Origin of the sequence: Streptomyces sp. SM10, from assembly GCF_002910915.1 — a bacterium.
Classification (GTDB): domain Bacteria; phylum Actinomycetota; class Actinomycetes; order Streptomycetales; family Streptomycetaceae; genus Streptomyces.
Window position 1 is genome coordinate 1 of record NZ_NEUF01000019.1, and the last position, 12,722, is coordinate 12,722.

Consider the following 12,722-nt stretch of genomic DNA (forward strand, 5'->3'; position numbering starts at 1 on the left):
ATGACGACGGGGGCCGGGGCGACAGTGACGGCGCGGCCGCCGCCCCGGCGCTGCTCGATCATCGCGGTCGCGACGGTCGGCAGCCAGGCCGAGGCGGTGCCGCTGTCGTCGCTGCCGGAGGCGAACAGGTGCGGGGCCAGTTGGGACTGCAGATCCGCCGGGCTGGGCCGCCGGGTCGCGTCCATCTGCATGCAGGACTCGATGAGCGGGCGCAGGTCGTCGGGCAGCCCTTCGGTGTCGGGGCCCTCCCGCAGCAGCATGAACACGGTCTCCACCGGATTCGCCCCGTGGAACGGCGCGTGCCCGGTCGCCGCGAAGACCAGCGTCGAGCCGAGCGAGAAGATGTCGCTGGCGCCGGTCACGCTGCGCGAGTCGCGGGCCTGCTCGGGAGACATGTAGGCGGGGGTGCCCACCGCGACGTTCGTCATCGTCAGCCGGGTGTTGGAGACGCCGGACGCGATGCCGAAGTCGATCACCCGCGGCCCGTCCTCGACCACGAGGACGTTGGACGGTTTCAGGTCACGGTGGACGAGGCCGGCCCCGTGGATCGACTGCAGGGCCTCGGCGATCCCGGCGGCCAGCCAGCGCACGGCCTGCGTCGGCATCGGCCCGCACTCACTCACTATCTCCTCGAGGGAGGGGGCGGGAACATAGGCGGTCGCCAGCCAGGGCACCGCCGCTCTCGGGTCCGCATCGACCACGGCGGCCGTGTAGAAGCCGCTGACCGCGCGGGCGGCCTCCACCTCACGCGTGAAACGGACCCGGAACAGCTGGTCCTCGGCCAGTTCCGTGCGGACCGTCTTGATCGCCACCCGTCGGCCCGACGCCGACCTCGCCAGATAGACCAGCCCCATGCCGCCGGCCCCGAGCCGTCCCAGCACCTCGAACGGGCCGATCCGCCTCGGGTCATGCTGCGTCAGCTGCTCCACTTGCCTGCCACCTCCCCGTACGGACCCCAGAAAACAGAAGCCCGCGAAATCCCGCCCTGTGCAGCGTCTCACCACTGGGCACCACTTGGCGGTGCGCACCCTGATTCTTCCTGGCTCGGGGCCCGGTTGCGAACCCGGGGGCGGATCGGGGTGTCTTGTGGCACTCCGACCCTTTCAGGACACCGCGGTGACCGCCCGGGACCGGCTACGGAAGCGGTTCGGTCGGCTGGAGCACGGCGAAAGCCGCACCCTGGTCGTCCTGGAGGACCGCCATCCGCCCGTACGGGGCGTCCAGGGGCGGAGCCGTGATCCGGCCACCGAGGCGTACGGCGGTCCCGGCGGCCCGGTCGCAGTCGGCGACGGCGAAGTAGCTGAGGAAGTAGCTGGGCAGCATCGCGGGGAAGGCGTCCGTGAGGAGCGCGCGCCCGCCGACCGCGGTGTCCTCGCCCGGCTCGGTCCCGGCAGGGGACCAGACCCGGAAGTCCTCCGTCGCCCCGGCCCCGCCGGGCAGTTCGATGTCGGTCCCCCGGAACCCGAAGACCTCTTCGTAGAAGGCGTCGACGCGCTCCGGCTGCCGCGTGTAGACCTCGGTCCAGCAGAAGGCGCCCGGGGCGTCTCGCTTCTCGAACCCCGCGCGCTCACCCGCCTGCCAGAGGCCGAAGACAGCCCCTCCGGGGTCGGCGGCCTGGGCGAGGACCCCGGCCCCGCCGGCCCGCACCGGTTCGGTGATCACCTGTCCGCCGGCCTTCCGGACCAGGGCGACGGTGGCGCGGATGTCGTCGGTGGAGAAGTAGACGCCCCAGGTCGTGGGCATGCGGCCGTCCTGTTTGGCGGCGAGCGCGGCGACGAGTTCGCCGTCGCTGTACGCGTCGGCGAAGGGCATGCCGTCGCCCGCGTGGAAGGTCCAGCCGAAGAGCCCGCCGTAGAAGCGCTTGCCGGCCTCCAGGTCGGAGAGCTGCACATCCACCCAGCACGGCGCGGAGTGCGCGAATACGGCCATGGCCGGGGTCCTTCCGTGGCAGTGAGGTCCCGACGGCCCGCGGCGGCGGCGCTGTGGATCACCGTGGACCGCGGCGGGGCAGCCGTGACGCCCGTCACACCCAACGTAACGGCGGGGGCCTTCCGGCGCGCCCCGGGAGGCCCGAATAGAACTTTTGCCCGAATCGTGAAGGTCTCGCGACCGGCGTGGACACACGTTGTCCACCGAAGTTATCCACAGGCTGTTGATAACAACATCGCATCAGGGTGCGCCCGGCGCGGACGGAAGGGAATTCGATAAACCCTGCGGACCGGCGCGAAAGACGACTCGCACTCTCCCGTGAATTGCGCTGTTCACCCCGTCCACACTGGGTCGTTCCCCATTTGCAGTCGGTCAGATCGCGCTCGGATCACCCCTCGGTAAGCTGACGGCATGACAGGACAAGTACGCACCGTCGACGGCCGCGTGGCTGGTCGGCGAGGTCAGGCGACGCGGCAGAAGCTGCTCGACTGCCTCAGCGAGATGCTCAGCTCCTCGCCGTACCGGGACGTCAAAGTCATCGACGTGGCCCGGAAGGCGGGGACTTCACCCGCGACTTTCTACCAGTATTTCCCCGATGTCGAGGGCGCCGTTCTCGAACTCGCCGAGGAAATGGCCAAGGAAGGTGCCGGACTGACCGAACTGGTCGGCGGCCGCTCCTGGGTCGGCAAGGCCGGCTGGCAGGCCTCCGAAGAACTCGTCGAGGGATTCCTCGACTTCTGGCGGCGCCACGACGCGATCCTCCGCGTCGTCGACCTCGGCGCCGCCGAGGGCGACAAGCGGTTCTACAAGATCCGCATGAAGGTCCTGAACTCGGTCACCAACTCCCTGACGAACGCGGTCAAGGAGCTCCAGTCCAAGGGCAAGGTCGACAAGGACGTCACCCCCGCCGCGGTCGCGGGCTCCCTGGTCGTGATGCTGGCGGGGGTCGCCTCGCACCAGAAGGGCTTCACCACCTGGGGTGTGAAACAGGCCGAACTCCGGCCGAACCTCGCCCTCCTGGTCCACCTGGGCATCACCGGCAAGAAGCCGGTCAGGTAGGCCCCGGCAGCCCCGACTCCCCCGCACACGCCGGGCGCCGCACCCTTCCGCGGCTCCCCCCGTCCTGTCGCGCCGACGGCGGACCACACCCGTGGTCCGCCGTCGGCGTTTCCGCACCGGGGCGCGACGCTGTGGAATGGACCCATGAGCGATGCACAGAAGGAATTCCGCGACCTGCTCCACGCGCAGCGCGTCTGGGACGTGCCCCTCCCCGGTTTCGATCCGTCGGCCGCCCCCGCCGCCCCCCTCCCACTCTTCCACGCCTGGTTCGCCCAGGCCGTGGCCGCCGGGCAGGCCGAACCGCACACCATGACCCTGGCGACCGTGGACGCCGAGGGGCGGCCCGACGTGCGCACGCTGATGCTGCACGACGCCGACGAGCGCGGCTGGCACTTCGCCACGCACGCCACCAGCGCGAAGGGCCGCCAGCTCGCCACCCGCCCCTGGGCGGCGCTCGGCTTCTACTGGCCGGCCCAGGGACGCCAGGTGCGGGTGCGGGGAAAGGCCGTCCCCGCGAGCCCGGAGGAGAGCCGGGCCGACCTGCGGGCCAGGTCGACCGGTGCGCTCGCCTCCGCGCTGACCGGGTCGCAGAGCGAGGTCCTGCCCACCCGTGACGACCTCGTACGGGCCTCCGAGGCCGCGTGGGAGCGGGCGCGGGCCGATCCGGACGCCGAGGCGGGCACCTGGACGCGCTACGTGGTCGAGCCGCGGGAGGTGGAGTTCTTCCAGGGCGACGGCCGGCGTCGGCACGTGCGGCTGCGCTACCGCCGGGAGGGGGCGGACTGGACCCGCGAACTCCTCTGGCCCTGACATCCCGTTTATCCCGGTTTTCGCACGAAAGGAGCACTATGGGAGTCAGGTGAGCTGCTGGAGGCACCCATGGCACGAACCCGTTCCCGCTACGCACCGGACCGCGGTCTGACCACCCGCATGGTGAGCACCATGTTCTTCATCGGTCTGCTCTACGTGGTCCTGGTGGGCGTACTCCTGGCCGTCCTGCGCGGCGCCTGGCCGGTCGTCCTGATCGTCGCGGGCGGTCTGTTCGTCGCCCAGTTCTGGTTCAGCGACCGCATCGCCGCCTACGGCATGGGCGCCCGGGAGGTCACCCCCGAGGAGGCGCCGGAACTGCACGGCGCGATCGACCGGATCTGCGCACTGGCCGACATGCCCAAGCCCCGGGTGGCCGTCGCGCGGAGCGACGTGCCGAACGCCTTCGCGACCGGCCGTAGCGAGAGGACCGCGCTGGTCTGCGCGACGACGGGGCTGCTGCGCAGACTGGAGCCCGAGGAGCTCGAAGGCGTCCTGGCCCACGAGATGTCGCACGTCGCGCACCGCGATGTCGCCGTGATGACGATCGCCTCGTTCCTCGGCGTCCTCGCCGGCGTCGTCACCCGGGTGGCCCTGTGGGGCGGCTTCGCCCGCAGCAGCCGGGGCAACGATCCCGCGGGCATCATCATCATGCTGATCCCGCTGATCAGCGCGGTCGTGTACGCCCTGAGCTTCCTGCTGACCCGGCTGCTCTCCCGCTACCGCGAACTCTCCGCCGACCGCACGGCCGCCCTGCTCACCGGCCGCCCCTCGGCACTCGCCTCGGCCCTCACCAAGGTGAGCGGGCAGATGGCCCGGATCCCGACGGAGGACCTGCGGAAGGCGGAGCCGTACAACGCCTTCTACTTCGTGCCCGCCTTCGCCGCCAAGGAGAGCCTCGGCCGACTGCTCTCCTCCCACCCGACCCTCGAACAGCGCCTGGACCAGCTGGCCCGTATCTCGGCCGGCCTCTCCCACCCGTAAGGAGTCCCCGTGGGACTGCTCGACAGCATCCTGGGGCGCAGCAAGCCGGTCCGCCCCGACCTCGACCAGCTCTTCGGCGTGCCGTCCGCGGCGCTCACCCTGCAGGCCGGAACCGGATACGCGCCGACCGGACTGGGGTCGGTGTGCTTCGCGGGGGTGGAGGGTTCCACCTTCGCCCGTATCAAGCAGGACGTACGGGAGTTGCTCGACGCGGACACCGGACGCGGCGGGATCCCGGTGGAGTTCAGCCGGGACGCCTACGGCTACACCTGGCTGCTCGCCCGCCAGGAATCCGGCACGGAGGGTGCGGCCGCCCTGGTCAACGACCTGCACGCGGTCAACACCCTCCTCCAGGACGGCGGCTTCGGACCGCACCTGCTCTGCTCGTTGATCGGCTTCCGGAACCCGGAGGGGCGTGCGCTGGCTCTGGTGTACCTCTACAAGCGGGGCACGTTCTACCCGTTCGCGCCGGCGCCGGGCGGCGGGGAGAGACGGGACAACGAACTCGAGCTCCAGGCGCGGGCGGTGCTCGGCGACGACCTCCGGGTGGAGGGCGACCTCTCCCGCTGGTTCCCGGTGTGGGGTGCACCCGGCCTCTGACGGGGCGAAACGGGCCCGAAGGGCCACCCGTGATCATTTCGCAACCGATTCCCGTCCGGACCGGAACCCATCATGTCCATGTCCCATTACGCTCCGAACCATGCCCGAACGCACCTCCCCCACCAATGACGCCCTTTCCGCCTCCGTCGACCGCACCGACGGCCGGCCCGTCTATGTGATCGGAGGCGGCCCCGGCGGACTCGCCGCCGCTGCCGCCCTGCGGGAGCAGGGTGTACGGGCGGTGGTGCTGGAGAAGTCCGAGCGCGTCGGGGCGTCCTGGCGGCGCCACTACGACCGGCTGCACCTCCACACGATCCGGCGCTGGTCGGCACTGCCGGGGCTGGCGATGCCCCGCCGGTTCGGGCGCTGGGTGTCCCGCGACGACATGGTGCGCTACCTGGAGAAGTACGCCGACCACCACGAGCTGGAGGTGGTCACGGGCGTCGAGGTGTCCCGGATCGACCGGACCGCCGACGGCACCGGCTGGCAGCTCAGCGCGACCGGCGGCCGGGTGCTCACCGGGCGTGCGGTGGTGGTGGCCACCGGCTTCAACCACACCCCGCGCGTGCCGGCCTGGCCCGGCCGTGAGGAGTTCGGGGGCGAGCTCGTGCACGCCTCGGAGTACCGGAGCCCGGCCCCGTACGCGGGCCGGGACGTCCTCGTCGTCGGCATCGGCAACACCGGGGCGGAGATCGCCGTGGACCTGGTCGAGGGCGGCGCTTCCCGGGTGCGGATCGCGGTCCGCACGACGCCGCACATCGTGCGCCGCTCCACGGCCGGCTGGCCCGCGCAGGCGACGGCCGTGCTGGTCCGCAGGCTTCCGGTCCGGCTCGTCGACCGCGCCGGGCGTCTGCTGAGCCGGGTCGCCGTCCCCGACCTGTCCGCCCAGGGCCTGCCCCGCCCGGACACGGGCCTGTACTCCCGGGTGAAGGAGGGCGCGATCCCCGTCCAGGACGTCGGGCTGATCGACGCGGTGAAGAGCGGCAGCGTGGTCCCCGTGGCGGCCGTGGAGTCGTTCGACGGGGACGCCGTGGTGCTGGCCGACGGCAGTCGGATCACCCCGGACGCGGTGATCGCGGCGACCGGCTACGAGCGCTCCCTGGAGGGCCTGGTCGGCCACCTCGGCGTCCTGGACGCCCGGGGCCGCCCGTCGGTGCACGGCGCCCGCACACCCGACGGGGCCCCGGGCCTCCACTTCACCGGCTTCACGAACCCGATCAGCGGCATGCTCCGCGAAATCGCCCTGGACGCGCGGAGGATAGCCGGGAGGCTGGGCAGAGGCTGAGGGGGAGCAAGGGGCCCTCAGCCGGACCCCTGTCGGACGAGGATCCGGACGGCGCCGCCCCGTCGGCCTCCGGCGGATCACCAAGGCCATCAGGGCCGCCGTCGCGCACAGCGCCCCCGAGGCGTACCAGACCACGTCGTACGAGCCGGTGACGTCCCGGGCCACGCCTCCGAGGAACGCCACCACGGCCGCCCCGACCCGGTGCGACGCGAGGACCCAGCCGAAGACGATCGCGCTGTCCTCGCCGTACTGCTCCCGGCCCAGGGCCATCGTCGGCGGGACCGTGGCGACCCAGTCCAGTCCGTAGAAGACGATGAAGAACACCATGGACGGACGCACCGTCGGGGCCATCAGCAGGGGGAGGAACATCAGCGAGACGCCGCGCAGGGCGTAGTAGACGGCCAGCAGCCTGCGGGCGTCGAAGCGGTCGGTGAGCCAGCCGCTGAAGACCGTGCCGATGATGTCGAGCTTCTCCACGTACGCGCCGCCGTACGGGGCCAGGCCCACGTCGGCCGGGTGGTCGCACAACAGGAGCCAGACGAAGGGGACGACGACGAGCGCCGCCATCGCGACCGTCACCGTGGCCGGCTTCCAGCCGTGGCTGTCGATGATCCAGGCGCGGCCCGGAGGACACCCTTCGCAGGGATCGGGCCACCGGGATCAGGGGTGCGCGAGGCGGCGCCGGCGGGGCAGCCGGCTGTGGACGGCCCAGGCCAGGGCGGCGCCCACCACGTACCAGAACAGGTCCGGGGCGTTGAACGTCGAGCCGAGCACCAGCCGTGCCACCGTGCTCTCCCGGGCCAGTTCGGCCGGCACGCCCGTGAGCTGGGCCAGCTCCACCGCCCAGCTCACGGCCAGTGCGACGCCCGCGGCGGCGGTCGGCCGCACCCGGGGTGCGAGCAGGACGACGAGGGCGTGGACCAGCACGGTGTAGAGGGCGTCGCCCGCGTACTTGGCCACGTCCCCGCCCGCCGTCGAGCGGATGCCCAGGCCCGCGGCCACGGTCACGAACGCCGCGGCGGCGGCAGCCGCGCGGACGGCGGAGGCCGGGGCACCGGCCGAACTGACGGTCGACTTTTCCTTCATGGCCGGTACGTTTATCAGGCTCCGGCCGGTCGCACACAATGCGAGGGAGAAGGGGAGTGCGCATGCGCCACCGCGTGGTCGTCCTGGCACTCGACGGGGTGACCCCTTCGAACTGGGCATCCCCCAGCGGCTCTTCCCCAAGGTGCGCGTCGACCCGGACGTCCCGTTCGTCGACGACGGGGACGTCCTGACCTCGGCCGGTGTGGCCGCGGGGATCGATCTCTGCCTGCACCTCGTGCGCAGGGACCACGGCACCGCTGTCGCCAACGACGTCGCCCGCAGCACCGTCGTCCCCCCGCACCGCGACGGCGGTCAGGCGCAGTTCGTCCGGCGCCCGCTGCCCGAGGCGGGGCTCGCCACGACGACGGCCGCACGGACCTGGGCCCTGGGCAGGCTCGAACAGCCGATCCTGCTGCGCGACATGGCGGGCCGGGAGGCGACGAGCGTGCGCACCTTCACCCGCAGGTTGCGCGAGGAGGTCGGCATCAGCCCGGGGCAGTGGCTCGCCCGGCAGGGGGTGGAGGGGGCACGGCAGCTCCTGGAGTCCACGGATCTGTCGATCGACCAGGTGGCGCGGGACGCCGGATTCGGCACGGCCACGTCCCTGCGGCAGCACGTGCAGGCCGCGCTCGGGGTGTCGCCCACGGTCTACCGGCGGACGTTCCGGTCGACGGTCACCGGCCGCTGAAAGATCCCCGGGTGCCGTTCGGAGGACGGGGCCACTCGGAAGCCGGGGCCGCTCAGAGACAGGCCCGGTCGCCGGGCTGCTCCTGGATCACCGGGACCATCACCGGCCCGCTGCGGTCGACCTCGCACCAGATCCGCTTGCCGGCGCCCTCCGGCTGCCAGCCCCAGCGGTCGGCCAGGCCGTCCACCAGCTCGAGGCCGCGGCCGCCCGTGTCCTCGCCCTCGGCGTGACGCGGCTGGGGCGGACGGCAGCTGGTGTCGGCCACCTCGACCCGGACCGTGCCCGTCGAACCCGTCGGATTGGCGGAGCCGAACAGCATCCGCAGCACGGCCGGACAGCCCGTGTGGACGACGGCGTTGGTGACGAGCTCCGAGATCAGCAGGATGAGCGTCTCCGCGAGCGGCTCGTCGTCCTCCATCCCGGATCCGATCAGGCGCGAGCGCGCCCATCTCCGGGCCCGTCCCACCTCCGCGGGATCCACCCCGACCTCCAGCTGAACCTGAAGCACCTGCACCGCTCACACCATCCGAACCGGCGGACACATCGCCTCGCGCCTCTTCAGGGTCACGGAACGTGACTCCCCTGCGAGACAGCATGGTTGACGTACAGTCACCGCAACAAGCGCTTCGGGCATATTCCAGCGCGAAGGAGTACGCGTGGTCCATACTGTGCGACGCGTGCTGCGGAGAGTCGAACAGAAGCGCACCGGCGCTCCGGGGACCGTGTCCCCGGCGGGCCGACCGCAGCTCCTCGGGGTGCGAGCAGGGCGCCGTGCGTCACCCGGGGCCGCCGCACGGGGCGCGCCCGGATCCTCCGGTTCCAGTACCACTCGCATCCCACGGAGCGTACCCGAGCGAGGCCCCGCGACTCCGCCCGGTGACGGGGCGCCCGGGGCGCACACCGGGCTTCCGGATGCACTGAGTCACCCGAGGCGCACCCTCCGTACGCCTCCGGTCAGCCATGACCGTCCCGCGGCCGGCGCCGCGGCCGGCCCCAGGAGCGGCCGCGGCCCGCCCTCGGGCGGCACGAACTGCTCACGCCGTTGGGCGTGTTGACGCCCGGCCGGCACGGACCGGGACCGGTCGGGCCGGTCACGGCGACCGCTCGCCGGACCCGGGGACCGATGGCTACGCGTCGGGCTCGATCACGGTGAAGTACGCGGAGAAGGCCGATACCGCCTCCGCCTCGGCGATCCGGCCGTCCTGGTCGGTGTCCAGGCTCCGGGCCGCCACGCTCGCGATGTCGTCCGCCGCGCCCAGCACCCGCAGGGCCCGCTCCACCGCGACGACCGGGGCGGACGCGGGTGCGGTGCCCTGGGGGTCCACGCCGGCGGCCACGGCCAGCGCCGCGCGCAGGAAGGGGCGCGCGATCTCCGCGAAGCGTTCCGGGCTGTCACGGAGCCGTTTCACGGCCCCGCCCACGAACTCCTCCCGGGTGACCCGCTGGTCCCCGTCCACGTCGGCGATGCCCGCCATGCCCTGCCAGAAGGCCTCGGCCCCCGTGTAGAGCGACTGGCCCCGGTCGCAGCGGGCCGTCGTGCCGAACTCGGTGAGCAGACGGGCCGCGGCGGCGTTGAAATCGGCGCGATCGATGTAGCCGTTGCCGTCCTGGTCGAAGGCGGCGAAGCGGTGCGCGATCTTGCGCTCGTACTCTGCGCTGTCCATGCGGGGAGCGTACGACGCCGGACGGCGCCACGTGTCACCAACTCTCCTCAGTGGTGTGACAACCTCGCACCGGACCGGTGTGTCACGCGGTGAGCGGCCGGGACTCGTCATCGGTGGCCGCGTCGGCGTCGGGGTAGACGTCGAAGAGCCGGCGCACGCCCAGGGCGCCGAGCACCTTGTTGACGTGCGAGCCGTCGACCGCGCCCCGGGCCGGGAGGATCAGCCGCAGTCGGCCGCCGCAGGACTTCATGAGGCGGCGCGAGGCGATCAGGACGCCGACGCCGCTGGAGTCGCAGAAGAGGACGGCCGAGAGGTCGAGGACCACGTCGTGCTGCCCGGCGGCCACCGCCCCGTGGACGGACTGACGCACGACGGGTGAGCTCACGAGATCGAGTTCGCCGTGGATCCGCAGCACGGTCCACGCGTCCTGCTCGGTCTCGTACACCTTCAGCGTCACGCGACTCGGCCTCTCGTCCGGGGCTCCGGAGGATCCGGAAGTTTCCGTTCCTCCTCGCGGCTTCCCGCGTACCCGCCCGCGAAACACCCTTCCGTCCACCGGCCCTGCCCAGGACTCATCCAGAAATGATCACTTCAGGATCGTTTACGCGATCAGGAAAGGGCAAGGCGTGAAGCGTTCCCTATCACTCGGCGCCCCTCAAGAGACGTACTTGCCGGAAAGGTACGTGCCCGGAGTGCGCCGCCGACTACATTCGACGTGACGAGAGGCACAGATCTGGGGGCTCGATGGCGAAGGACGCACCACCGCGCTGGGACCGCCGGATGCAGCAGCGGCTGGCGCGTGGCGAGGCGGCGGCCCTCGGTGAGCTCTACGACCGGTTCGCCGCCCTCGTGCACAGCCAGGCCCACCGCATGCTCGACGACGAGGACGCGGTGGACCAGGTGACGCGCGACGTCTTCGGCTACGTCTGGGAGAACCCCGACGCCTACGACCCCAAGCACGGCTCGATGCGCTCGTGGGTGGCACGGCTCACCCATCGCCAGTCCGTCCGGCGGCTCCGCGACGCGCACGGCGGGGCGGAGGGGGTGGAGGCGACCGCACGGACCGAGGACCTGGAGCACCGGGTGCGCAGGGCCACCGCCGCGGCCCGTGCCGACTACATCGCCGCCTCCATGCCCGCGCCGCTGCGCGCGGCCCTGGAGCTCGCGTACGTCCAGCGCCGGGACTACCGGCAGGCCGCCGCCGACCTCGGCGTCACCGGGGACGAGGCCAGGCGCCGGCTGCGCCTCGGGCTCCAGCTGCTCTCCACCGCGAACAGCCGGCCGTCGGCCGACTCGGCTCCTCCCGGATACGGGCCGACACCATGAGCAAGGGCCGGAGCGGCGACGGCCGCGAGGGAGAACAGCCGGTCGAGCGGCGCATACCGGGCCCCCGGGCGGCCGCGGACGACCGGGAGCAGCTGCCGCCGGCCGTCTCCTTCTCCTCCGGGGACCCGATGCAGGGGAAGCCCCCGGTCCCTCCCCTGCCACCGGACCCGCCTGATCCGCCGGTCCCGAAGCTCCCCCACAAGGTGCTCACCTCGCTCCTCGGCGCCTGGGCCCTGGCCGCCTGCTCCGCGGAGGAGACCGCGGCGGTCGAGGACCACCTCACCTCCTGCGCGCCCTGCGCCGACGAGGCGCTGCGGCTGCGCGACGCCGTGGGGCTGCTGCACTCCGACGGCACCCTGGACCTGGACCCGATGCTCCGCTCCCGGGTCCTGGAGAGCTGTCTGGGCCGTCGTCCGGCGCGCATCCCCGTCCCCTCCTGGGCCGCGCCGTACGACGCGGAGACCGCACGGCTCGACGCGCTGCTGCGGGACATCGGCGACTCGGAGTGGCATGCGCCGGTTCGGCTGAAGTGGTTCGAGGGCGACCGGCAGGTGAACCGCAAGACGACGGTCGCCGGGGTGATCGGCCACCTGATGGCCGTCGACGGCCTGGTGTCCAAGGCGCTCGGCCTGGACGACCCGCTCGGCAAGGGCGAGAGGCCCGTGGCCCCGACCGAGCGCACCGAGTCCTACTGGTCGGCGGCTCGCAGGCCCCCCACCCGAACCGTGCGCGAGCCCTGGCGCGACCAGAGCCACTCCCTCGTCCGTACGGTGTCGTTCGCCGGCCGGGGCGTCGCGGAACTCTCCGTCCCGTACGGGGGCTTCGCCCTCCCGCTGCAGGACTCGCTCCTGGAGCGGGCCTTCGAGTGCTGGGTGCACGGCGGCGACATCGCGGCCGCGGTGGACTACCCGTACGAGCCGCCCGCCGCGGCCCATCTCCACCGGATGATCGACCTGGCGGCCCGGCTGCTGCCGGCCACCCTGGCCGAGCGCCGCCGCGCGGGGCTGGCCTCACCGGCCCGCCATCTGGTCACCGCGGGGTCCCGGGGCCGCTCCCTCCACCTGGAGATCGAGGGGCGGGGCGGCGGCGACTGGTACATCGCCCTGGACTCGCCGGCCGCCCTCGGCTCTCCCGACCACACGGTCGCGCAGGTCGCGCTCGACGGGGTGGAGTTCTGCCGGCTCGTCGCCGGCCATGTGCCACCGGTGGAGGCGGCCGCGGGCCAGGAGGGCGACCGTGAGGCGATCCGTGACGTCCTCTTCGCCGCGGCCTCCCTCAGCCGGCTCTGAGCCGG

At 72.6% G+C, this 12,722-nt stretch carries 13 protein-coding genes and 2 pseudogenes; 8 read left to right on the top strand and 7 right to left on the bottom strand.

All coding sequences use genetic code 11. The features are described from left to right. Both B9S57_RS00935 and B9S57_RS00940 read right to left on the bottom strand, forming a co-directional pair. Positions 1-929 (bottom strand): serine/threonine-protein kinase (locus B9S57_RS00935; protein WP_219818543.1); only part of this gene is annotated, 929 nt, incomplete at its 3' end. Between the two features lie 205 nt (positions 930-1,134). Beyond that, entirely contained in the window at positions 1,135-1,929 is a 795-nt protein-coding gene (locus tag B9S57_RS00940) for a VOC family protein (protein ID WP_103513616.1), read from the bottom strand. A gap of 411 nt (positions 1,930-2,340) precedes the next feature. On the opposite strand from B9S57_RS00940, the gene B9S57_RS00945 reads away from it, so the two are divergent. From B9S57_RS00945 to B9S57_RS00965, 5 genes are all read left to right on the top strand, one after another. Continuing rightward, positions 2,341-2,988 carry a TetR family transcriptional regulator gene (locus B9S57_RS00945; protein ID WP_103513617.1) on the top strand — a complete coding sequence of 216 codons (648 nt, stop codon included), beginning with the start codon at positions 2,341-2,343 and terminating at the stop codon, positions 2,986-2,988. Between the two features lie 144 nt (positions 2,989-3,132). Next, positions 3,133-3,798 carry a pyridoxal 5'-phosphate synthase gene (locus B9S57_RS00950; protein ID WP_103513618.1) on the top strand — a complete coding sequence of 222 codons (666 nt, stop codon included), beginning with the start codon at positions 3,133-3,135 and terminating at the stop codon, positions 3,796-3,798. A gap of 69 nt (positions 3,799-3,867) precedes the next feature. Beyond that, positions 3,868-4,779 (top strand): zinc metalloprotease HtpX, encoded by a 912-nt coding sequence (gene htpX, locus B9S57_RS00955; protein WP_103513619.1) that lies wholly within the window; start codon positions 3,868-3,870, stop codon positions 4,777-4,779. 9 nt (positions 4,780-4,788) lie between these two features. Then, positions 4,789-5,379 carry a hypothetical protein gene (locus B9S57_RS00960; protein WP_103513620.1) on the top strand — a complete coding sequence of 197 codons (591 nt, stop codon included), beginning with the start codon at positions 4,789-4,791 and terminating at the stop codon, positions 5,377-5,379. A gap of 100 nt (positions 5,380-5,479) precedes the next feature. Continuing rightward, entirely contained in the window at positions 5,480-6,664 is a 1,185-nt protein-coding gene (locus tag B9S57_RS00965; protein ID WP_103513621.1) for an NAD(P)/FAD-dependent oxidoreductase, read from the top strand. A 27-nt stretch (positions 6,665-6,691) separates the two neighbouring features. Here the strand turns inward: B9S57_RS00965 and B9S57_RS00970 are convergent. Further along, positions 6,692-7,282, bottom strand: a pseudogene (locus tag B9S57_RS00970) (MFS transporter); the annotation flags it as partial. 42 nt (positions 7,283-7,324) lie between these two features. Further along, on the bottom strand, positions 7,325-7,750 hold the full coding sequence (locus B9S57_RS00975; RefSeq protein ID WP_103513622.1) for a DUF2809 domain-containing protein: 426 nt from the start codon (positions 7,748-7,750) through the stop codon (positions 7,325-7,327). Positions 7,751-7,874: 124 nt separating this feature from the next. Between B9S57_RS00975 and B9S57_RS00980 the strand changes: the two are divergent. Next, positions 7,875-8,438 (top strand): annotated as a pseudogene (locus B9S57_RS00980) (helix-turn-helix domain-containing protein); the annotation flags it as partial. A gap of 52 nt (positions 8,439-8,490) precedes the next feature. Here B9S57_RS00980 and B9S57_RS00985 read toward each other — a convergent pair. From B9S57_RS00985 to B9S57_RS00995, 3 genes are all read right to left on the bottom strand, one after another. Next, a complete protein-coding gene (locus tag B9S57_RS00985; protein ID WP_103513623.1) occupies positions 8,491-8,952 on the bottom strand; it encodes an ATP-binding protein in 462 nt (153 codons plus the stop codon). 613 nt (positions 8,953-9,565) lie between these two features. Beyond that, complete coding sequence (locus tag B9S57_RS00990) at positions 9,566-10,102, bottom strand: EF-hand domain-containing protein (RefSeq protein ID WP_103513624.1); 537 nt, start codon at positions 10,100-10,102, stop codon at positions 9,566-9,568. 82 nt (positions 10,103-10,184) lie between these two features. After that, positions 10,185-10,559: an STAS domain-containing protein gene (locus B9S57_RS00995; protein ID WP_103513625.1), complete on the bottom strand. Its 375-nt coding sequence runs from the start codon at positions 10,557-10,559 to the stop codon at positions 10,185-10,187. Between the two features lie 287 nt (positions 10,560-10,846). On the opposite strand from B9S57_RS00995, the gene B9S57_RS01000 reads away from it, so the two are divergent. Next, on the top strand, positions 10,847-11,428 hold the full coding sequence (locus tag B9S57_RS01000) for an RNA polymerase sigma factor (RefSeq protein WP_103513626.1): 582 nt from the start codon (positions 10,847-10,849) through the stop codon (positions 11,426-11,428). Further along, on the top strand, positions 11,425-12,717 hold the full coding sequence (locus B9S57_RS01005) for a maleylpyruvate isomerase N-terminal domain-containing protein (protein ID WP_103513627.1): 1,293 nt from the start codon (positions 11,425-11,427) through the stop codon (positions 12,715-12,717). The genes B9S57_RS01000 and B9S57_RS01005 overlap by 4 nt, the downstream gene beginning before the upstream one ends. Positions 12,718-12,722: the final 5 nt, after the last annotated feature.